17 protein-coding genes are annotated in these 21,617 nt (G+C 28.0%); 3 read left to right on the forward strand and 14 right to left on the reverse strand.

The annotated features are described in order from the left end of the window. Window positions 1-13: 13 nt before the first annotated feature. The 7 genes from ACWPW7_RS22735 to ACWPW7_RS22765 all read right to left on the reverse strand — a co-directional run bounded on the left by ACWPW7_RS22735 (window position 14) and on the right by ACWPW7_RS22765 (window position 9,567). Entirely contained in the window at window positions 14-622 is a 609-nt protein-coding gene (locus ACWPW7_RS22735) for a TerD family protein (protein ID WP_454055435.1), read from the reverse strand. A gap of 27 nt (window positions 623-649) precedes the next feature. Further along, window positions 650-1,228 (reverse strand): TerD family protein, encoded by a 579-nt coding sequence (locus tag ACWPW7_RS22740; RefSeq protein WP_454055436.1) that lies wholly within the window; start codon window positions 1,226-1,228, stop codon window positions 650-652. A gap of 386 nt (window positions 1,229-1,614) precedes the next feature. Then, window positions 1,615-2,193 (reverse strand): TerD family protein, encoded by a 579-nt coding sequence (locus tag ACWPW7_RS22745; RefSeq protein ID WP_039632891.1) that lies wholly within the window; start codon window positions 2,191-2,193, stop codon window positions 1,615-1,617. Between the two features lie 225 nt (window positions 2,194-2,418). Further along, the gene (rnr, locus tag ACWPW7_RS22750; RefSeq protein ID WP_454055437.1) at window positions 2,419-4,635 is read right to left on the reverse strand and encodes a ribonuclease R; all 2,217 of its coding nucleotides are present in this window, start codon (window positions 4,633-4,635) and stop codon (window positions 2,419-2,421) included. A gap of 1,153 nt (window positions 4,636-5,788) precedes the next feature. Beyond that, window positions 5,789-6,505 (reverse strand): pseudouridine synthase, encoded by a 717-nt coding sequence (locus ACWPW7_RS22755; RefSeq protein WP_454055438.1) that lies wholly within the window; start codon window positions 6,503-6,505, stop codon window positions 5,789-5,791. Window positions 6,506-6,800: 295 nt separating this feature from the next. Continuing rightward, complete coding sequence (locus ACWPW7_RS22760; protein WP_454055439.1) at window positions 6,801-7,535, reverse strand: lytic transglycosylase domain-containing protein; 735 nt, start codon at window positions 7,533-7,535, stop codon at window positions 6,801-6,803. Window positions 7,536-7,560: 25 nt separating this feature from the next. Continuing rightward, on the reverse strand, window positions 7,561-9,567 hold the full coding sequence (locus tag ACWPW7_RS22765) for a triple tyrosine motif-containing protein (RefSeq protein ID WP_454055440.1): 2,007 nt from the start codon (window positions 9,565-9,567) through the stop codon (window positions 7,561-7,563). Between the two features lie 366 nt (window positions 9,568-9,933). Here ACWPW7_RS22765 and ACWPW7_RS22770 point away from each other — a divergent pair, with 366 nt between their 5' ends. Further along, on the forward strand, window positions 9,934-10,110 hold the full coding sequence (locus tag ACWPW7_RS22770) for a hypothetical protein (protein WP_454055441.1): 177 nt from the start codon (window positions 9,934-9,936) through the stop codon (window positions 10,108-10,110). 210 nt (window positions 10,111-10,320) lie between these two features. Here ACWPW7_RS22770 and ACWPW7_RS22775 read toward each other — a convergent pair whose 3' ends face one another. The 5 genes from ACWPW7_RS22775 to ACWPW7_RS22795 form a co-directional block, all read right to left on the reverse strand. Continuing rightward, the gene (locus ACWPW7_RS22775; RefSeq protein ID WP_454055442.1) at window positions 10,321-10,764 is read right to left on the reverse strand and encodes a YaiI/YqxD family protein; all 444 of its coding nucleotides are present in this window, start codon (window positions 10,762-10,764) and stop codon (window positions 10,321-10,323) included. After that, window positions 10,715-12,124, reverse strand: a complete 1,410-nt coding sequence (locus ACWPW7_RS22780; protein WP_454055443.1) for a glucose-6-phosphate isomerase — start codon at window positions 12,122-12,124, stop codon at window positions 10,715-10,717. Before ACWPW7_RS22780 ends, ACWPW7_RS22775 begins: the two co-directional genes overlap by 50 nt. Window positions 12,125-12,553: 429 nt before the next feature. Next, window positions 12,554-14,629, reverse strand: coding sequence for a methyl-accepting chemotaxis protein (locus tag ACWPW7_RS22785; RefSeq protein WP_454055444.1), 2,076 nt, complete (start codon window positions 14,627-14,629; stop codon window positions 12,554-12,556). Window positions 14,630-14,967: 338 nt separating this feature from the next. Further along, entirely contained in the window at window positions 14,968-15,252 is a 285-nt protein-coding gene (locus ACWPW7_RS22790) for a MazG nucleotide pyrophosphohydrolase domain-containing protein (RefSeq protein WP_291566172.1), read from the reverse strand. A 457-nt stretch (window positions 15,253-15,709) separates the two neighbouring features. Next, on the reverse strand, window positions 15,710-17,443 hold the full coding sequence (locus ACWPW7_RS22795; RefSeq protein WP_454055445.1) for an ABC transporter ATP-binding protein: 1,734 nt from the start codon (window positions 17,441-17,443) through the stop codon (window positions 15,710-15,712). A 224-nt stretch (window positions 17,444-17,667) separates the two neighbouring features. Between ACWPW7_RS22795 and ACWPW7_RS22800 the strand changes: the two genes are divergently transcribed. After that, window positions 17,668-18,270, forward strand: a complete 603-nt coding sequence (locus ACWPW7_RS22800; protein ID WP_454055446.1) for a histidine phosphatase family protein — start codon at window positions 17,668-17,670, stop codon at window positions 18,268-18,270. Between the two features lie 458 nt (window positions 18,271-18,728). Here the strand turns inward: ACWPW7_RS22800 and ACWPW7_RS22805 are convergent, their stop codons facing one another. Both ACWPW7_RS22805 and ACWPW7_RS22810 read right to left on the reverse strand, forming a co-directional pair. Next, a complete protein-coding gene (locus tag ACWPW7_RS22805; protein WP_454055447.1) occupies window positions 18,729-19,181 on the reverse strand; it encodes a GNAT family N-acetyltransferase in 453 nt (150 codons plus the stop codon). A 63-nt stretch (window positions 19,182-19,244) separates the two neighbouring features. Continuing rightward, on the reverse strand, window positions 19,245-19,595 hold the full coding sequence (locus tag ACWPW7_RS22810; RefSeq protein WP_454055448.1) for an SHOCT domain-containing protein: 351 nt from the start codon (window positions 19,593-19,595) through the stop codon (window positions 19,245-19,247). 1,106 nt (window positions 19,596-20,701) lie between these two features. Between ACWPW7_RS22810 and ACWPW7_RS22815 the strand changes: the two genes are divergently transcribed. Then, a complete protein-coding gene (locus tag ACWPW7_RS22815; protein ID WP_454055449.1) occupies window positions 20,702-21,583 on the forward strand; it encodes a TrmH family RNA methyltransferase in 882 nt (293 codons plus the stop codon). Window positions 21,584-21,617: the final 34 nt, after the last annotated feature.

The following is a 21,617-nucleotide window of genomic DNA, read 5'->3' on the forward strand; positions in this document are numbered from 1 at the left end:
TTTTTAAAATACACTATCTTAATCTATTTGCAATGTCCTGAAGACCTGTATCATTTGTACCTTCACCTAGTGCAGAAAATTTCCACTCACCATCATGATGATACAACTCTCCAACTAATAGTGTTGTCTTACCACTATAGTCATCTGATAGATTATATTTTATTAACTCTTTTCTTGTTTTAGCATCAACTACTCTTATAAAGGCATTTTTTATCATACCAAAATCTTGTTTTCTCTTTATACAATCATATATATTTACAGTAAATAGCAATCTATGGATATTAGGGCTAATTTTATTTAACTCAACAATGATTTGCTCATCATCTCCATCACCATCTCCTGTAAGATTATCCCCAGTGTGAACTACTCCACCACAGGAGCTTTTTAGATTTCCAAAATATACTACACTTTTATTACCTACTAATTTACCATTTTGGTTTAGCATAAATACTGAAGCATCACAATCTATGTTTGCTACCGATTTTCCTCCAAAAAGTCCTCCAAAAAATCCACCACTTTTACTTTCTGCTGCATCCCATCCTAAACCTACTACAATTTTAGATAATGAAGCATTATCTTTAGTTAAACTAACCTTTTGTCCTTTTTGTAAATTAACTGACATGTGTCTCACCTCTTTTGGCTAAATTTTCTATACGTTCACTCCAAAATTTTTGCAAAGTGCTTCCAATCCCCCTTGGAATCCACTGCCTATTGCATTAAATTTCCACTCACCATTATATCTATATATTTCTGCAACAACTAATGCTGTTTCTACGCTAAAGTCTTCTCCTAAATCATATTTAAGCAACTCTTTTTCTGTTGATGCATCAACAATTCTTACAAAAGCATTAGATACTTGTCCAAAATTTTGTCGTCTTATATCTGCTTCGTGAATGGTAACTGTGAAAGCTATTTTTTCAATATTTGATGGTATCTTACTTAAATCAATTGTTATTTGCTCATCATCACCTTCACCATCTCCTGTAAGATTATCTCCCATATGAAGTACAGAACCTGATTCATGGCTCAAATTATTATAAAATACAAAATCTTCATCTGCTGAAACCCTTCCATTATTTAGCAATAAAAAAGCAGCAGCATCCAAATCGAAATCATATCCTCCGTCATATGAGTTGGTATCCCATCCTAAGCCTACTATTATTTTTGTTAATTTAGGATATCCTTTAGTTAAGTCAACTTTTTGTCCTTTTTTTAACATTACTCCCATTTCTATTCCTCCTCATTGGCCACATAACCTTCATATATGAAGAAAGATACTTGAGTTAAGTATCTTTTATGCATCTGAAAGAAAATAATAGATCAAAGATATTAGTATATTTTAGGCATATGAAATAAAATAACTAGTTAAAGATGTGAAACATATTTTGCATCAGACAAGGAGACAGGTTTTCATGATAGGCTAGCTATCATGGAGTTCTGACGAATCAGTATGATACAAAATAGGTGAGCATACTGACTAGTTATTTTTTTGAATATGCCTTACATCAGACAAGGCGTCAGGTTCTGCTCATAGTGGAGCTATAAGCGGGTTCTGACAACGCAGTATGATGGAAAATAGGCTAACATACTGGTCTACTATTTTTTGAAGATGCCTTATACATTTAATCCAAAGTTTCTGCATAAAGCTTCTAGTCCACCTTCAAAGCCACTTCCTATTGCATTAAATTTCCATTCTCCATTATTTCTATATATTTCCCCAACTATAACAGCTGTTTCAATACTAAAATCTTCTCCTAAATCATATCTGATTAATTCAGTGTTATTATCAGCATTTACTACTCTTACAAAAGCATTAGATACTTGTCCAAAGTTTTGCCCTCTTGTTATTGGATCATAAATTGTTACAGTAAAATCAACTTTGCTTATGTTGGCTGGAATTTTAGATAAGTCAATTGTTATTTGCTCATCATCACCATCTCCGTCACCTGTTAAGTTATCTCCTAAATGTGCTATTGAACCTGAGCTATGTTTTAAATTATTGAAAAATACAAAATCTTGTTCACTCTGTACTTTTCCATCTTCTCCAAGGGCAAATGCTGCCGCATCTAAATCAAACGAATGACCACCATCATATTTATTAGTGTCCCATCCAAGCCCAATTAATAAATTTTTTAGCCCTGGATTACCTTTTGTTAAATCAACTTTTTGTCCTTTTTTTAATGAAATACCCATAAAACCTACCTCCATTTCTTTCAAAACAAATTTTATATAAAAATGATCTAATTTTGTATAAAGTTAATATCGATATACTGTATATTATATTATGTTTTCCCTCATAATACAATTCTATGGAACAATGTTAAGGTTAAAAATACTTAAAAATACTTTATTTCTAAGTATTTTTAAGTTTTCGACAAAATTACAAAAAAGTCATGGTTACCCATGACTTTCAGTTTTTTATTCTTCTATATCATAACTTTCTAATAATGAATATTCCTCTTTAAACTCATCAAGAGGCAATACAGGATAGTCACTTAAAGCTAGTTCTGTTTCTTCATTTTCATCTTTAACTATCTCGAAATATACTTCATGAGCTTCTAGATCAACCTTAGAGCATCTTACTTTAAGTTCATCACCTAATCTGTATACTTTCTTAGTTCTTTCACCTATTAGTAATATACGTTTTTCGTCATAGCTATAGTAGTCATCATCTAAAAAGCTTATATGAACTAATCCTTCTATGGTATTAGGTAGTTCTACAAACATACCAAAGTTAGTAACTGAAGATATAATACCTTCAAATTCTTCTCCAATTCTTTCTGACATGTATTCAGCTTTCTTAAGATCATCTACTTCTCTTTCTGCCTCTACTGCAATTTTTTCAGTATCAGAGGATTGTTTTGAAGCATCCTCAACTATTTTTCTAAGCTTTTTATCTCTTGAATCACTTAATCCACCATTTAAGCTCTCTTTAATTATTCTATGAATTATAAGATCTGGATATCTTCTTATTGGCGAAGTAAAATGACAATAGTATTTTGCTGCTAGCCCAAAGTGTCCTAAACATTCTGGCGAATAACGAGCTTTCATCATTGAGCGAAGTAATAATCTACTTACTACCATTTCTTCTTTTTGACCCTTTACTTTTTCTAAGACCTCTTGAAGCATACTTGGATGAACTTCTGAAGTATGTCTTATAAAGTATCCTAAGTTGTAGACAAATTCATTAAAATGCATTAATTTTTCTTCGTCTGGGTCTTCATGAACTCTATATACAAAAGGCATGTTAAGCCAAAACATATGTTCAGCTACAGTTTCATTACAAACTAACATAAACTCTTCGATAATTCTATTTGAAACAGCTCTTTCATAAGGCCTAATATCAATAGGTTTTCCGTTCTTATCTAAGATAATTTTTGATTCTTCAAATTCAAAATCTATTGAGCCCCTTTTAAATCTTCTCTTATTTAAAATTTCAAAAAGCTTTTCCATATTTTTAAAGTCTTCATGAAGATATTCATATTTCTTTATGGTTTCTTCGTCTTTATCTCTTAAAATTTTAGTAACATCTGTATAGGTCATTCTCTCATTAGTATTGATGATACTTTCCATTATTTCATGATTTAAAACTTTACCATTAGAATCTATTTCCATAAAGCAGCTTAACGCTAATCTATCCACTTTAGGATTTAAGCTACATACACCATTTGAAAGTTTTTTAGGAAGCATTGGTATAACTCTATCTATTAAGTAGACAGAAGTTCCTCTTTTAAAGGCTTCCTTATCTAATGGATTTCTTTCTTTAACGTAGTGAGATACGTCTGCAATATGAACTCCTAATTTGAAGTTTCCATTTGAAAGCATCTCTATAGAAACGGCATCATCTAAATCTTTTGCATCCTCTCCATCTATAGTCACCATCTTTACGTCTCTTAAATCACGTCTTCTCTCATATTCTCCTTTAGGTATTTCCTCAGGTATATCAAGTGTAAACTTTTCAACATCTTCTGGGAAATCCTCAGGAAGGTTATGCTTTCTTATAATAGTTAAAATATCAATTCCTCTATCACCTTTATTACCTAATATCTCAATAATCTTACCTTCAGGATTTCTTCTGCTTTCTGGCCATCTAGTTATTTCAACTACAACAATTTGACCAGACTTTGCATCATTTCTACCACTCTTTGGAATAAATATATCCTGAGCTACTTTTTGATCATCAGGTACTACAAAACCGAAATTTTTACTATCCTCATATATTCCTACTAACTTTTTATTTTTTCTTTCAATTATTCTTATTATTTCCCCTTCACATTTTCGTCCTCTGTCTTCATCTTTTAAGATTTTTACTACTACTCTATCTCCATGCATTGCACCTTTAACATTGCTTGCAGGTATAAATATGTCCGGTCTTTCTTCATCTGCTATAACAAAGCCAAATCCCCTTTGATGACCTTGGAAAGTTCCTGAAACCATGCCCATTTTTTCTGGAATTCCATAAAATTCCGCTCTGTTTTTAATAATTTGTCCGTCTTTTTCCATATCATCTAACAACTTTTTAAAATCTTTAACATCTTTTTTACCAATGCTAAATACTTTAGCAAGTTCCTGAATATTCAGCGGTTTATATGCCTGTTCTGTCATAAAACTAATTAGAACTTCTCTAATACTCATTTTTTCCCTCCTTGATTAAAAGCTAAGTATAATGTATGAAACATTTTATATTATTCATATATCTAAAAATTGCATCTATCATATATTATTATTATCTTTTAAAAGCTATATTATTAATTTATATATTTTAATTATACACAGAAATCTATTTAATTATCGATAATAGTAAAATTTTATATAATTTGCTTATATGTAGATTAATTATTTTATAGTTTTATACTATTATCAATGTAACACTTAAAATTTTTCTAATTTATTAAGAAAATTATTAACTTTATCAATTGTAATTTTTTTGATATTTATGTGACTAAGGGGAACAATTTATATAGAATCATAAGCATAGTAATTTAAATTTATAATAATAATCCTTAATTCACAGTTTTCAATAAGAAATATATTCAAAATTTAAAATTATAAATTGTTAACTTTTTATAATTTCATAGTGGATTTAAAGATATATTACTATATATGTAAGGTATCTAAAAATAAAAAATCTTCTAGTACGACTCTGCTACTAGAAGATTTTTTATGACAAACTATGCATTACAACAAAATTCGACATGCAATAAATATGCGACAGCCCTTGGGGTTGGGCTGTCTGAAATAAATAAAAAGGGGGCTATATATCTCTTTATTTATTTTGCACCTTTATTATATTACTATTTCAATCCATATTCAAGTATATTTATAAAAAATTTTATAAAAAATACATATTTTTATTGGAAATTTCTTAATATATTAACAATCTTTTTAAATTTAGAGGTTTTTCATCATAAAAATGTATATTTTGTTAATATTCTGTTAATTCGTAAGACATATTGTTACATAATCCTTATACAATACGAATTGACGATTGACACTGGACAATTATTGACACTTCTCTTTTTAAGAGAAGTTTTTAATTGATTTCTTTTTAAAGTGACACAGTCACTTTTATTGAAAAATGTATTTGAAGAAATTAATTTGCAGAATTAATTTCCACCTTAATTGTCAATCTTCCATTCTCAATTCTCAATTGTAGCGGCGAACAGTGTTCGCCACAATATTTTTTTATATTAATATTAAATTATGAGGCATATACAAAAAAACTAGCAATTGTATTGCTAGTTTAAAATCAGTTAAAGAAATTAATTATCAATTGTTTAAGCTTTTTCTACACATTTTTAAGCATTTCTATTTCTTCTTCAGTTAGCTCTCTATATGTGCCTTCTTCTAAATTTTCATCTATTTTTAGTGGCCCAAAGCTTATTCTTCTTAAATAAACTACAGATTTACCTACTGCTTCAAACATTCTTTTAACTTGATGAAATTTTCCTTCTTGAATTGTAACTAAAACTTCTGAACCATGTTCACTAGCTTCAAGTATTTCTAATTTAGCAGGCATACACTGGTATCCATCATCTAATGTAATCCTATCTTCGAAAGCTTTAACATCTTCCTCTGTAACTGCTTTATCTATTTCTGCATAATAAACCTTATCTACATGACTTTTAGGAGATATTAATTTATGGTTTAACTCCCCATCATTAGTTATTAAAAGTAATCCTACTGTATCTTTGTCTAGTCTTCCTATAGGAAATGGCTTAAAGACTTGATATTCTGGTTCTAAAATATCTATTACTGTTTCATCATAATTGTCAAAGGTAGCACTTACCACTCCATCAGGCTTATTCATCATTATATATATAAACTCTCTATAATTTAAAACTTCCCCTTTAACCTCAATAATATCAACTTCAGGGTTAATTTTTATAGCACTATCTTTAACTTCTTCACCATTAACTAAAACTTCTCCTTTTTTGCATAGTGCCTTAACCTCTTTCCTACTTCCATGACCTAAATTTGCTAAAACTTTATCTAATCTTTCCATCATATTCTAATCCTACCTTTCAACGGCTAACTTAACACTCCTTATTATATACATTTAGAATAAAATAAAACAAGAGGTTATTCAATTCACAATTCACAATGCAAAATTCACAATTATGGATATTTCTCAGCAAAAGCTGAGAAATTAAAAATTAATTTTTTTGAAGTTACATAGTAACTTCTTATAAAAAAACTAGCAATTGTATTGCTAGTTTAAAAATCAATTAAAGAAATTAATTCGTAAAGAATTAATTTCAACCACAATTGTCAATTGTCAATTCTCCATTTTCCATTGACTAAGGGTTGTAATATTTTTTTATTTTCACAAGATAATTTTGAGTTTCTTCTGGCAATTTATTAAAATCAGCATGAGTTTTTACGTCTCTCCACTGCATGGTTCCTGGACCACAATTATAAGCTGCTAATGCCATTTCTAAATCTCCATTAAACATTTCTAGATAATCTTTTATATGTCTTGTACCTGCATCAATATTTTCTTCAATATTAAATGGATCATTAACTCCATAATGACTAACATTTTCAGGCATAAGTTGCATAAGCCCCATTGCCCCTGCCCATGATACAGTTTTAGGATTAAAGTCTGACTCAACCTTTATAATTGCTCTTATTAAGCCTTCATTTACATTATGCTTTAATGAAGCCTCTTTAATTGCACTTTCAATCCTAATATCATCACTTACAGGTGTTGTAGGGGAAACATATCCATTACTAATTCCATGATAGCTAGCACTACTAGCACCTCTACTTGCGATTCCATCTAAATTATAGTTAGGTCTTAAAATTAAATCTGTAATATGAGTTAAGTCATTATTTCCCCCTAAAGCAGCTTGTCCACTAATTTTGCTTGCTTCATCCTTTTCTCTTAAGGCATTTAAAAGACTACTTAGAATCATATTAAAGCCTTCTCCACTACCTTCTCCTGAACCTTTAAACATACTTGCTGCTAGCATAATTGGCATCATGCTATTAATAGTATTATTTTCAGTGCTTCCCATGTTTTGTACCGTCAAAATTCTCACCTATCTTTCAAAACTTTTATGAGTTTACCTTAATCTCTAGTATATCGTAGTCTTCATATGCTATCTTCTTATGACTGCTTTTTGTTAATGCCAATAGTTTATAGAAGCCCTTTTTAAATGGTATAAAAGTATAATAACTTTTTTTACTATACTTTTGAATTAATCTCCAATCGCCTTTTTCCATAAGGTAAAATTCATATATTGTATCTTTTCCACCTTGAGAATTTACTGCAAAATTTACTGACTCATTACATTTAAATTCTTCTTTATCAATAGTTATTTTACAATTTGTAATTGGTGGTGCCTCTAATACATTGAAAATTAAACTTTTTTTACTATCGTATTCCACTGTACTTGAAATATTTTTACTCATAATATCTACAACATATCTACCTGCACATCTTGGAATAAATCTAAATTTTTTCTCTGATATAAAGTCAGATTTTTCAACCTCATGGCCATTTATTTTAATATTATATTTTATAAGACTATCTTCTGTATTTTCCATTACTGCTTCTAATACTATGGAATCTCCTACTAAATAATATTCTTTGCTAGATGTTAGAAGATATTCTATCTTAGCTGGAATATATTCATAGCAATCAATATAAGTTACAGAATGAACATCATATTCTCTTTTAGATCGTTTATCCTTAACCATAATCTCAAGTTCATACTGTCCTACTTCTTCTGGAGAAAAGTCAACCCAATTATGATCTCCATATTCTATTTTATCGACTATTCTATCATTTTTCTTAACTATAAAACTATATTTTAATTCTGTTCCACCAGTAGCAATAACTTTAACATTTATAGGTTCTTTAATTAAAAGCTGTCTTTTCTTATCAAATAAGATTTCAGCTATCTCTACCTTTTCTACAAAGTCTTCCTCAATAGTAAAATTCATTTTTTCTTTAAGTTCATAATCCCCATCAAAAGATTTATCTTTAATATAAACTTCAACAATATATTCTCCACATTTTGTAGGCTTCCAAAGATAGCTGTTTGCATTATTATATTTAGTAGTTTGACTTTCATTGCCATCTATGACAAACCTATATAATAACTCTCTACCACCTGATGCTACTGCCTTTAGTGTTATAGCAGTATCTATAACTTGAGGAGAACTTAAGTCACTAGTAAAATTAAGAAGTTTAATAGTATTATAAGGAGCAATTTTATAATGAATAATAGCTCTATCATCAAATTCTTTAGGCGAATACATATCTTTAGCCAAGCATAAAAGTTTATAATCTCCTTTTTTATTCTCACTAAAACTAACTAGCCTTTTAGTAGAATAATCTTGAATACAAGTTGCTTCTCCATATTCATTTATTTTAACAAATTTATATAATATAACTCTGCTTTCATCAAAATTAGCTTCAACTTCAAAAATAAGTTCACTATCGACTAAAAGCTCTGTAGATATACATTTCAAATTGGTTATTTCTAATGAAGAAATCGGTAAAATCTCAAATCTTATAGACTTAAAGTCATCAAATAAATTTTTTGACTGTATATTTTTGCATTCTACTAAAAATTCCATTTCTCCTTGTTGCTTTGGAGTATAACTTAGATTATTTTGAGCAGAATAATCCGTTAAAAGAGTCCAACGAGAGTTTTCTTTAACCCAGTATCTATACATTATAGATGGCGAAATTCCCTCTACAGTTAAGTTAATCTTTTCTCCAATTTTAACTTCATCTTTATCTAAATATATGGATTTTATTAAATTTTCCTCACACTTGCCAATTATGTAATCGATTTTAGACATAAAATCGAAAGATTTCTTACTTCCTTCTCTTTTGGCTTGTACCATTATTATATATTTTCCATCATCCTTAGGCTGCCATTTAACACAACTATCAATTTGAAAATCTTTAATAGTCTCCCAAGTTCCATCATTCCCAATTAGAAATTTATATAATAAATTTTGTTCTATTTCATTTTCAATACTAATAGTTATTTCCGTACCCTTTTCTTGAGGACTTTGCATGTTTGTAATAATATTCATTTCATTCATTTATTACCCATTCCTCCCCAGTTCATAATTCTCAAAACATTTATGCCAACAAATAAATAGCTCATAGTATGATAATTTTATATACTATTATGCAATTAGAACTTGCTCTCAACCACACTATTAATGGAATTTTTCTTCTTATATATCCTAAATATTCATTCCATATTTAACTAATTATTTTAATTCATATACCCTATTTCATTATACTATAGTTCCAAAATATAGAAAAGAATAAATTATCAATCAAATTCCAATAATAAGGTAAATCATCTTTGTTTAATCAACATTGCGAATATTTATCAATCATAATCAATTAATAACTAAAAAACTTTATTATACATTGTAATTAAGAAAGGAGCTGTAAAAATGCCTAAAGATAAAAAAGATTTATATGACCCAACCTATACATATAAAAAGTCGGATGTAGATATACAAAACTTTAAAGATTCTTATCCAGTAATAGAACGTACAAATAATGGACTAATCTTTCCTGAAGGAATAAAACCAGATATGGATACAGAACAAATGAGAAATCGTGATTAAATAATGAAGAATTAATAATGAAGGATGAAGAATTATGGATATTTCTCAGTAGAAACTGAGAAATTTAGAATTACTGTAGGGGCGAATAGTGTTCGCCCCTACAAAAAAAACTAGCAATTACATTGCTAGTTAAAAAATCTATTAAAGAAATTAATTTTGTGAATTAATTTCAACCTTAATTTTTCATTCTTCATGCTTAATTCTTAATTCCTATAAGCTATCATATTCTTTTACTAACTTTAATAAGTTCTTATAAAGTCTTTCATCATCTTCATCTTTACGTTTTTTAGGATTTGAAGTTTTGCCTCCACCTCTTCTTACTTTTGATGAAATGTGGCGTTCAAAAAGAAGCTTATCGATATTTTCATCATTGTATATATATCCTTTTGGATTTATAGCATAAGCTCCTTTACCTAATATCATGGCAGCAACTCCGTAATCCTGAGTTACTATTATATCTTTTTCTTTTGTATCATTAGCTATCTTCATATCCACACTTTGAAATCCACTATCCATGTATTTAACCTCTCCATAGCTTGGAGATATTATATGATTTAAATCACAGTAAAATATTAGTTCTTTATTAAAATTTTCAGCTATTTCTTCAATTATATGTTTCGCTGGACATGCATCTGCGTCTACTAAAATTCTCATCACTTATTTCCTCTAATCTCTTATTTAGTTCTTCTTTTCTTTTTTCATATCCTGGTTTTCCAAGTAGGGCAAACATATTTTTCTTATAATCTTCAACACCTTCTTGATTGAACGGATTTATTCCTAAAAGATATCCACTTATGGCACAAGCCTTTTCAAAAAAGTATATCATATAACCTAAATAATAAGGTGACAATTCTTTTATACTTATTCTTATATTTGGTACTCCTCCTTCATTATGGGCAAGTTCAGTACCTTCCATAGCTCTTTTATTTACATAATCTATAGTTTTACCACATAAAAAGTTTAATTCATCTACGTTTTTATCATCTTCAAACATCATAAGTTCTCTTTTAGGAGTCTCTATATTTATTGTGGTCTCAAAAAAAATCCTAAGACCATCTTGAACATATTGTCCCATTGAATGAAGATCTGTAGAAAAATTTACACTAGAAGGGAAAATTCCTCTATGTTCCTTTCCATGACTTTCTGCAAATAATTGTTTCCACCATTCATTAAAATACATTAGGCAAGGTTCATAGTTAGCAATAATTTCTATTGTTTTTGCCTTCATATATAATAAATGTCTTGCGGCTGCATATCTATAGCAATTATTTTTTTTAATATCCATTATTTTATACTCTTCTCTTGCGTCTTCTGCACCTTTTAAAAGCATTTTAACGTCTATACCTGCTACCTTTATCGGAAGTAATCCTACTGAGGTAAGAACTGAATATCTTCCTCCAATATCATCTGGAATAGTAAAACTTTCATAGCCTTCATCTTCACAAAGTTTTCTCAGTGCACCAGTTTTTTTATCTGTAGTTATAAAAATCCTTTCTTTTGCTCCTTCTTTTCCATATCTTTCTTCTAGCACTCTTTTAAAAAATCTAAAAGCAATAGCTGGCTCAGTAGTGGCACCTGATTTAGATATAACATTTATTGAAAAATCTACATCCTCTACCATATCCAATATCTCTGATAAATAGGTAGAGCTTATATTATTTCCAGCAAAATAAATTTTAGGACCTTTTCTTCTTTCTCTAGGTAGACTATCATAAAAACTATGCTTTAAAGCTTCTATCACAGCCCTAGCTCCTAGATAAGAGCCTCCTATGCCAATTATTATAAAGGCGTCAGAATTACTATTTATTTTTTCTGCTACTGTTTCAATTCTATCTATTTCATCTTTATCATAATTTATGGGTAAATCTAACCACCCTAAGGCATCATTTCCTAAGCCTGTTTTATTCTCTAACATTTCATGAGCCTCTTCTACCATAGGAGAAAAATTTATTATTTCATCCTCAGTTAAATATGGTAAGCATTTTGATAGATCTAAGCATAATTCATTGCCCATTAAAAAATACCTCCGTATAAAATAATAAATGCTAAAATTTAACTTAGCATTTATTAATAATTTATACAAAAATCCTATTACTTATACTATAAAGTCCTTAAAAATAAGTATATAATAGGGTTTTTACTAATACAATTTCAATTAAACTATTTTAATTTCTATATAGTTTAGTTTTATTATACTTTATTATTATTAAAATAGCCTTAAAATTCCTTTTGATTAGTATTAATTTTTAATTTGAATTTACTATAATAAATGCTCATAAAATTTTTTATAAGCTTAAAAATGAAAAGAGAGCATAACTAAATAAGCTCTCTTTTTATTAGCCATCTTAAAAGATAACTAGTTCTCTATACTAATTTCATAATACATAATATCTTCTCTAGCATAAAATATTAATTGTATTTTTAACTAATTATTTTAAGCCTATTATTCTACAATAAATTTATCTGTTTCCTTTTTCATATCTTTTGTCATAAAGGTTAATTCTTGTGCTGCACTTGCTACTTCTTCTGATGATGCATTCATCTCTTGAGTTATAGCTGCAATTTCTTCTGACGATGCAGAAACTTCTTGTGATACAGAAGATGCATTTTGAATTTTACTTAAAATTACTTCTTTATCACTTACAATTTCCCCTCCTATTTCCATACTTCTATTTATCTTAGGCTTAATCTCTTCAACCGCTTTTGTAATTTTATCAAAAGATTCTATGGCTGTCTCTATTGTATCTCTTTGTGCTACCAATTCATTTTGCACCACAGAAGTAGTGTTAACCATTATATTAGTTTCACTAAATATAATATTTAAAAGTTCAGTTATATTTGCTGAAGATACTTTACTTTGCTCTGCTAACTTCCTTATTTCATCAGCTACCACTGCAAAGCCTCTCCCTACTTCTCCTGCTCTTGCAGCTTCTATTGCTGCATTTAGTGCTAATAAGTTAGTCTTTTCTGCTATTCCATTAATTACTGTTGTGATTTCATTTATTTTATCTACATTGGATTCTACTAAACTTACCTTATTAACAAGTTCATTAAAAGATGTCTTTACATTATTTGAGGATGTAACAACACTTTCCATTTGTTTATTACTATTCTTAGAAAGTATCTGTATTTCTCCAGTACCAGCTTCTATTTCCTTAAGGCCTACTATAGATTCTTCTATCTGGATATTAAATTCATCAAGTTTGTCTACTATTTCAGCGATATCACTAGATTGATCTTCTGCTCCTCTAGATACATCTTGAACTGAAACTGCTACTGTATCTGATGAACTTGACATTTCCTCTGATAGACTTGCTAAATTCTCTGAATATGCATCAATTTGAGTTGATTTTTCTTTTATACTCTTAATAATAGTACCAACAGAACATTGCATTTTTTCCATAGCTTGTCCCATTGCTCCAAACTCGTCATTTCTTTTTATAAGTACCTCCGGAACATGAACTGTCATATCTCCACTCGCAATAGTATCTAAATGCTGCACTGAATATTTCATGGTTTTAGACATTTTCCTAACTTGTATCAATATTAAAGCTATACTTAAACTTATACATATTGTAGAAACTATAAATACCATACTTTTTATAGTTTTAACTTCCTTTAAAACTTCTTCTTCAGTAATTTGTATTGCTGTAGTCCAGCCCGTACCCCCTACAGGTGCATAAGCAATAAAATATTTGTCCTTGTCCAATTTAAAATTCTCAGAATTCGATTCTCCTTTTATCATTTTTTCAACACATTTACCAAATTCAGATAGTTTAGTATCTTTTTTTGACTCTGCAATAGGATTATATTTTGTTACATAATCTTTATTTTCATGAGCAATTATAGTACCTATATTATCTACCATAAATGCATCGCCTGTTTCTCCAACCTTAACATCAGAAACTTCTTTGCTGAAAACTTCGGCATCTGTAATACCTACAATAACACCTATAATTTCATCTGTTCCTTTTGCTTTTATAGGTGCACAATAAGATACTATAATTGTACCTTTATCTTCTGAATTAATGCTCTCCATAGGTGCCCCTACAGTTGCCTCTCCTCTTAAGGCTTCCTTAAAATATGTTCTTCTAGATATATCAGCTGTACTATCACTAAAATTTAACTGACCACTTATATCAGCAATCCCTATTCTCATAAATTTATTTAGCTCTCCATTGGGTTGTAATAACTTTACCTTTTCTTTAATACTTATCTTTGGATCTGAAATTTGTTCGTCTATAGCTAAATTTTTAAGAACTTCTTTCTTAATATTTAATTTCTCATCAATCATAGATGAAAGTAACTTTGCTGTTTCTGGTAAAGTAGTATTTGCCATAGTGTTTAATGCTTTTTTAGAAATATTCATTGATATTAATGCTAACGCTGAACAGCTGATGAAAGATAAAATTGCAAAAGATGCAATTAACTTGGACCCAATACTCTTAAAATTAAAATTAATTCCTTTAAAATTAATTTTAATCTTATTAATGTTCTTAATTTTCTTAAGTTTACTCATTAAAATCTCTCCATCCTTTCAGTTATTTTACACTTATAAATTTAATCCCATATTTGCCTTATAAGTATAGATTTATTTAATATATAGAAAACCAAAGTAAAAAATTGATATTTATTAAAATTGGTTATCTAGTTTAAATAATTTTTAATTTTAATAGTTCATATATTTTTAGTAAAATGTTTTAGTAAAACGTTTTAGTTTTTGAAAGTATTAGTCTTTGAAATTTTATTTATACTAATAATTTAAAATTCGTCAATAATCTACTAATCTTTATATCCTTTTCCAAAATATTTAAAGTGAGAATTTAATCTCACTTTAAATATTTTGTGAAGTAATTACTATTTAGATTTTTTTCTATTTAATTCTTCCTTTAAATAAAAACATTCTTCTAAGTTTATATCATAAGCGTTTGCTAATACTGAATTATAATAAAGAACATCATATAATTTCTCTTCAATGGTTCCTTTTATTTTATTACCTTTCATTCTCTTATTTTTTCTAATGACTTCTGAAAGCTCTCCTACTTCTTCAATAAGTTTAAAAAAATACTCCTGTTTTAGCTCTGGATTATAATCTTTATTTTTAATAATTTCTTGAAGATATTTAATAGTTATATTACTCATAAAACCCTCCCTATTATTAAGTAAATTCACAACTTAATTTGATTCACAGTTTACAATGCAAAATTCATAATTATTGATACTCCTCTTTTATAAGAGAAGTTTTGAATTTATTTCTTTCTAAAGTGACACAGTCACTTTTGCTAAAAATCTATTTGTAGAAATTAATTTACAAAATTAATTTCAACTATAATTGTCAATTGTGAATTGTGTATTGTGCATTTTTTTAAGGTAGCTCATCTATATATTTATATAAACTAAACAATAAAGCTATTCTTAATTATTTAATATTATTCATGTTAATAATAAATAGTTATGTTACTACATTTTAAAATTAAACAATTAAAAGTTCTTTTAATATTCTTGTTTATAAACGACAAAGAACCTATAGATAGTGCTACTATCCATAGGTTCTTGCAATGAAATCAATGATAAAACATATGAAAATATTGACTAATTATTAATTAAAATCACTTTCATATAGTACTCTATAAATTCCACTTAATTTCATCAATTCATCATGAGTACCTTCTTCTACTATTTCCCCATGTTTCATTAAATAAATTTTATCCATATTAGTTATGGTTGAAAGTCTATGAGCAATAGTTATTATAGTACAATCACTATACTCTTTTAATATATTTTCGATAACTAAAGAGGTGGTTTCATTATCTAAGGCTGAGATAAATTCATCTAAAAGTAAAATTTTAGGATTTTTAATTAATGCTCTTGCTATTCCAACCCTTTGCCTTTCTCCTCCTGAAAGACTGGTACCATTTTCTCCAACTTTAGTTTTAAGTCCCTCCGGTAAATTTTCTATAATAGGACTTAGTTGTGCAATTTCTATGGCTTTTAAAAGCTCTTCATTTGTAGCACTAGGATTTGAGAATAATATATTATTTTCAATAGTATCATCAAATAAGAAGGTGTCTTGGAATACAACAGCTATGCTATCTCTTATATATGACATATTTAAATCGTCAACTAATAAATTGTTTATTTTAACCTCTCCTATGCTTGTCTTATAAAATCCTAATATCAATTTAAAAATTGTGCTTTTACCAGCACCACTTCCCCCTACAATTGCTACTTTTTCACCACTGTTAATTTGAAAGCTTAAGTCTTTAATTGTAGGTAAATCATCCTTATAAGAAAAACTCACATTTTTAAAAGAAATCTCCCCTAATCTTATATCTTTATTCTTAGGTGCTTTTTTCTTATAAATACTTACAGGTTCATTAAATATATCATTTATTTTTTTCATTGAAACCCAAGTTTTCTGCATTTCTTGATATAGTGATATAATCTCTACCAATGGATCTATAAGGAGTCCATTATACATCATAAAAGCTGCTAATCCTCCTATGGTAATCTCCCCTTTAATTACTAAAACCCCACCTAGTACCGTTATAAGAGCTATAACTCCCATAAAGATTATACTGTTAATTGATTGAATAAATGCAGCAAATCCCTGTTCCTTCCTAACATCTTTATTAGCTTCTTTACTTTTACTACTTATTTTATCCAACATATTATCTTGCTTACAATTTACTTGAACTTCTCTCATTCCTCTTAAGCCCTCTTGATAAGTAAACCATAGTTTAGCAAGAGAATTTCTACTCTTCTCAGAATAAGTTCTAAACTTTCCACCGACTTTTGAAGCAAATATAGAAGTAACTATTCCTAAAGGAATTACAAATAAGGTAAGTTTCCAATTTATATTAATCATAAAGTAAAGTCCCATACCAAAAGTAACTAACGATTTAGCTAAAAAAGTTATAGGTTTTAAAAATCCTTGTACAGTAATCTGTGTATCTTGTACAAACCTTACCATTACATCTCCTGAATTATTTGTATCATAAAAACTTTGTGGTAAATAGGATAGATGTTTGAACGCTTCACATCGTATAATGTGCCCCAGCTTTGTTTCTGCATAAATATTTAAATAACTTAATGTGTTATATGCTAAACTCCATAAAATTTGAAGTGCAAAATAAATTCCTCCAACTTTTATAAGTTTTGATACTCCTCCAGGCAATACACTAGTGGCTATATCCACCATTTCACTAAGTAGTTTTATAGGATATGTAGCTAAAAAACTAACTAAAATAATATCTATAGCAATAGCTATAAGTAAATACCAATTTTTAAGGAAAAAGTATAAAATCTTTTTGCTATCTTTTTTCTTCCCCATGTTCTCCCCCTCTTCCATTAATTGCTCAAATAAATTGAAAACCCATTTGAAGAAATTAATTTATAAAATTAATTTCTACCTTAACTATACATTGTTTTAAATTGCTTTTTCTATATATTAACAATTGCTCTGACCTATATATTCTGTATTTTTCTTTATAATCCTTCAAAATTCGTCAGCATATTATGATATAATTGAGTCAATATTTAATTTAGGAGGATATTATGAAATTATACATAACTCGTCATGGAGAAACAGAATGGAATACAGAAAAAAGAATGCAAGGCTTTAAAAATTCTAACTTAACTGAAAAAGGAGTAAGCAATGCTAAAAAGCTTGGAGAAGCTTTAAAACATATAAATTTCTCTAAGGTTTATAGTAGTCCTTTAGGTAGAACAATTGATACTTCAAAACATATCATTGGTGATAGAGACATAGAAATTATTACTGTAGATTATTTAAAAGAAATGAACTTAGGTACATGGGGCGGTATGCTTAGCGATGATCTAGTAGTAAAATATCCCAAGGAATATGATAACTTTTGGAATAATCCTCATAAGTATACTCCTATAGATGGAGAAAATTTTTATGAAGTTATGGAAAGAACTTCAAAAGGCTTAGAAGAAATAATAAATAATGAAGATGGTGATATACTTATTGTAACTCATACAGTAGTAATAAAATGTCTATTAGCAAAATTAAAGAATCTTCCAATAAAAAATTTATGGGATCCTCCATATATATATGATACTTGCTTAACCATATTAGAAGTTGAAAATGGAGATATAAAATTTCTTAAAGAAGCTGATATATGCCACTTAAACTAATTGAGAATTAATAATTAAGAATGAAGAGTTATGGATACTTCTCTTTTATAAGAGAAGTTTAAATTGATTTTTTTGAAGTTACGTAGTAACTTATTAAAGCTAACAATTATATTGCTAGTAAAAAAGATCAGTTTAAAAATTAGTTTGATTAAAATTAATTTCAACCATAATTCTTCATCCTTCATACTTAATTCTTAATTTGCATAAGTTCTTCATTGGTTAAACTCTTTTTATAACACAGTTCTCATTTCTGTTTCTGTATATTAATACTTTTCACAAAGTTATCCACAATTTTATAATTATTAAAGATAAAAGCCTGTTTGAATTGTTGATAATTTTCTAATTTGTTGATAATTTTCTGTCTATTATTTTTATACTTTTCAATTTAATCCATAAATCTCAATAAGAACAAAATTGAAGATATGACTTAAATCATATCTTTCCAATAAAAACACTAATTATTTAATATCTAAATAAAAATATATGTCATCATCTTTATAATTTAAAAATTTAAATCCATATTTTTTATAAAAATTAGCGGCACTTTCCCAGTCCTTTGTAGTTTCTACTATTATCTTTCTTGTATCGTTTTTTGATGCATGCTCTATAAGTTCATCTAATAATTTCTTTCCTATTCCTAAATTTCTATAGTTCTTATTTACAGACATCCTAACAATTTGACCAAATTCCCCATTATAAATCAAAGCCCCTGTGCCTATAAGCTTTTCTTTATGAATAGCCAATAAAAATTGTCCTTCTTTATACTGTTCTTCTATATTATTAAGGTCTTTGTTAAAATTAATATTTATTTCTCCTACATATTCCTTAATACCTTCTAAAATAAGTTTTTTAGCCTCTTCTTGATATTCCTTTGAAAAAGGAATTATATTAAACTCATCAAAACCTTTCATTGCTCCTCCAAAATTTAAGATTTCTTTTTATAACTCTAGGGCTACCTTCTTAACAATCTTAAATTACCATTTATCATTTAGGATTTCTTGTCGCTTTATTATATACTCTTCCTCTGTAATTAATCCTTCTTTTCTAAGCCTTTCAAGCTTTCTTAGCTTAACTTCAAAATCGTTATTTTCTCTAATATGTTCATTAGAATCTACGTCAATTTCCCAGTTAGCAATTCCCTTATCGCTGAAGGCATCATAAAAATTAACTCCTGTAATAATAACTGCTATGCCAGTCCAAACAAAACCGAAAGTCCCAAAGATTGGAATAACCTTAACGATTCCTATAATTACAAATAAAATACCTACAATGCCTCCAACTAATCCCGCGCCTTTACTTTGTTTAACTCTAACTCTCCTTGACATTTCTTATTCCTCCATATCCTTTATATGATTATTATATTCTAAAGTTCTATATGAAGCCATATAGATAAACTACCTTAGAAAATTAATGTATAGTTGAATATAGCTACACCTTTAGATATTTCAATTCACAACTTTAATCAATGGAGAATTGACAGTGGACAATTGACAATTATAGTGGAAATTAGTTTTAATCAAACTAATTTCTTTAATAGTTTTTTAATAAAAGTGACTATGTCACTTTTATTTTTTTCTATAATTGTCCATTATAAATAATAAATTTGTATTGTATAAGGTAGAAATTCAAATAATTCAATAACAAAATTATATAAATGTATAGATTAAATTTGAAAGTATTACATCTGTATATACAGATATTTAATCATAGTTTTTAAGCTTAAAGATAAAATACTATTTATGTAAAATCTAATTTTATTATTACTCATCTTAAATAGTTGTGGTACTTTTTAATGCTATGGCTTTTCCATAAATACCATCTTAATATTCTAAATTATCTGGGGTATACTTTTATATATAGATATATCGCTCCTAAAATTACCAAATTCACAATTCACAATTTCGGATATTTCTCATTGGTAACTGAGAAATTTAAAATTGATTAATCGTAGCTGCGAACAGTGTTCGCCATATATTATTGAATAAATATTAAATTATAAGACGTATTAAAAAGAACTAGCGAACACTGTTCGCCCCTACAATAAAACACTAGCAATTGTATTGCTAGTTAAATAATCCATTAAAGAAATTATTTTGATCAAAAATAATTTCCACCTTAATTGTGCATTTTGCATTGTGAATTGTGAATTGAAATACCATAGAGATATACATTAAGTTTTAAGGTAGTTTATCTATAAGATGTATGAATACCTATGTTCATGTACATTTTATTTCTCAGGAAATATTGGTTCTATCTACATAAATATTTTTAAATTTCTCTTTATTTTATAAAGTATAAATATGATATAATTATATAAATATTGTAAATTCATCTTAGATCAAAAAATATGTAGAATTTAAAAATATAATGTATTAATTTGTATATTCATTTTTAAATTAGATTCACTATAGGAGATATGAGGTAAATAAATATGAAAGATTTAAAAGATTATAGTTTAGAGGAAAAACAACAATTATTTTTAACTAAGTACGAAGATAAATTTAAATTTTATGGTAAGAAGAGTAAAATAGCTGATAGAATAATAAGCTTAAATAAAAACAGTAAGCCTAATCCTGAAAAATTAGCAGTTATAGAGGGCATTTGGGCTTTAAATTTAGCACTTAAATACAATGTAGCCATAAAATATTTTGTAATATGTTTAGAAAAGATCCACTCTGTAGAATCGCAAAAATTAATTGAAGATTATGTACATTTAGCTGAAGAGTGTTGTATAGTATCTGAAAAGGTTTTTAATAGCATAAGTGAAAAAGAGAATTCTCAAGGAGTTCTGGCTGTATGTTATTTGCAAAACAAAACTTTAGATGACCTATATGTTACTAATAACTCTATAATATTAATACTTGATGGTTTAGAAATACCTGGAAATGTAGGTACTATTATTAGATCTGCTGATGCTACTGATATAGATGCTATTATTATTAATAATAGAAAAACAAGATTAAATCATCCTAAATTAATTAGAAGTAGTATGGGATCTTGCTTTAAAGTTCCTATTGTAGAGTCTAATTTTGATGAAATTAAAAATTGGTTAATTAAGAAGAACTTTAAAACTATAATCACAGATACAGATGCAGATACAAATTATTATGACTTAGATTATAAAGGACGAGTAGCTATAATAATGGGAAGTGAAAAATATGGTGTATCAGAAGATTGGTATAACACAGAGTATACCGGTGTTTCTATCCCAATGCTAGGTGATTGTGATTCCTTAAACGTTGGAGTTGCCTCAACTATAATATTATATGAAGCATCACTTAAAAATAAAGGACTGATTAAAAGCAGAGATTAACACTTTTACAATTGAGAATGGAAAGTTGACAATT

Source organism: Clostridium sp. Marseille-Q7071, assembly GCF_965112025.1.

What these genes read in the sequence shown, in the direction of transcription:
- ACWPW7_RS22735 (WP_454055435.1), bottom strand. Translation starts at nt 622, where the DNA reads ATGTCAGTTAATTTACAAAAAGGACAAAAGGTTAGTTTAACTAAAGAT.
- ACWPW7_RS22740 (WP_454055436.1), bottom strand. Translation starts at nt 1,228, where the DNA reads ATGGGAGTAATGTTAAAAAAAGGACAAAAAGTTGACTTAACTAAAGGA.
- ACWPW7_RS22745 (WP_039632891.1), bottom strand. Translation starts at nt 2,193, where the DNA reads ATGGGTATTTCATTAAAAAAAGGACAAAAAGTTGATTTAACAAAAGGT.
- rnr (WP_454055437.1), bottom strand. Translation starts at nt 4,635, where the DNA reads ATGAGTATTAGAGAAGTTCTAATTAGTTTTATGACAGAACAGGCATAT.
- ACWPW7_RS22755 (WP_454055438.1), bottom strand. Translation starts at nt 6,505, where the DNA reads ATGGAAAGATTAGATAAAGTTTTAGCAAATTTAGGTCATGGAAGTAGG.
- ACWPW7_RS22765 (WP_454055440.1), bottom strand. Translation starts at nt 9,567, where the DNA reads ATGAATGAAATGAATATTATTACAAACATGCAAAGTCCTCAAGAAAAG.
- ACWPW7_RS22770 (WP_454055441.1), top strand. Translation starts at nt 9,934, where the DNA reads ATGCCTAAAGATAAAAAAGATTTATATGACCCAACCTATACATATAAA.
- ACWPW7_RS22775 (WP_454055442.1), bottom strand. Translation starts at nt 10,764, where the DNA reads ATGAGAATTTTAGTAGACGCAGATGCATGTCCAGCGAAACATATAATT.
- ACWPW7_RS22780 (WP_454055443.1), bottom strand. Translation starts at nt 12,124, where the DNA reads ATGGGCAATGAATTATGCTTAGATCTATCAAAATGCTTACCATATTTA.
- ACWPW7_RS22785 (WP_454055444.1), bottom strand. Translation starts at nt 14,629, where the DNA reads ATGAGTAAACTTAAGAAAATTAAGAACATTAATAAGATTAAAATTAAT.
- ACWPW7_RS22790 (WP_291566172.1), bottom strand. Translation starts at nt 15,252, where the DNA reads ATGAGTAATATAACTATTAAATATCTTCAAGAAATTATTAAAAATAAA.
- ACWPW7_RS22795 (WP_454055445.1), bottom strand. Translation starts at nt 17,443, where the DNA reads ATGGGGAAGAAAAAAGATAGCAAAAAGATTTTATACTTTTTCCTTAAA.
- ACWPW7_RS22800 (WP_454055446.1), top strand. Translation starts at nt 17,668, where the DNA reads ATGAAATTATACATAACTCGTCATGGAGAAACAGAATGGAATACAGAA.
- ACWPW7_RS22805 (WP_454055447.1), bottom strand. Translation starts at nt 19,181, where the DNA reads ATGAAAGGTTTTGATGAGTTTAATATAATTCCTTTTTCAAAGGAATAT.
- ACWPW7_RS22810 (WP_454055448.1), bottom strand. Translation starts at nt 19,595, where the DNA reads ATGTCAAGGAGAGTTAGAGTTAAACAAAGTAAAGGCGCGGGATTAGTT.
- ACWPW7_RS22815 (WP_454055449.1), top strand. Translation starts at nt 20,702, where the DNA reads ATGAAAGATTTAAAAGATTATAGTTTAGAGGAAAAACAACAATTATTT.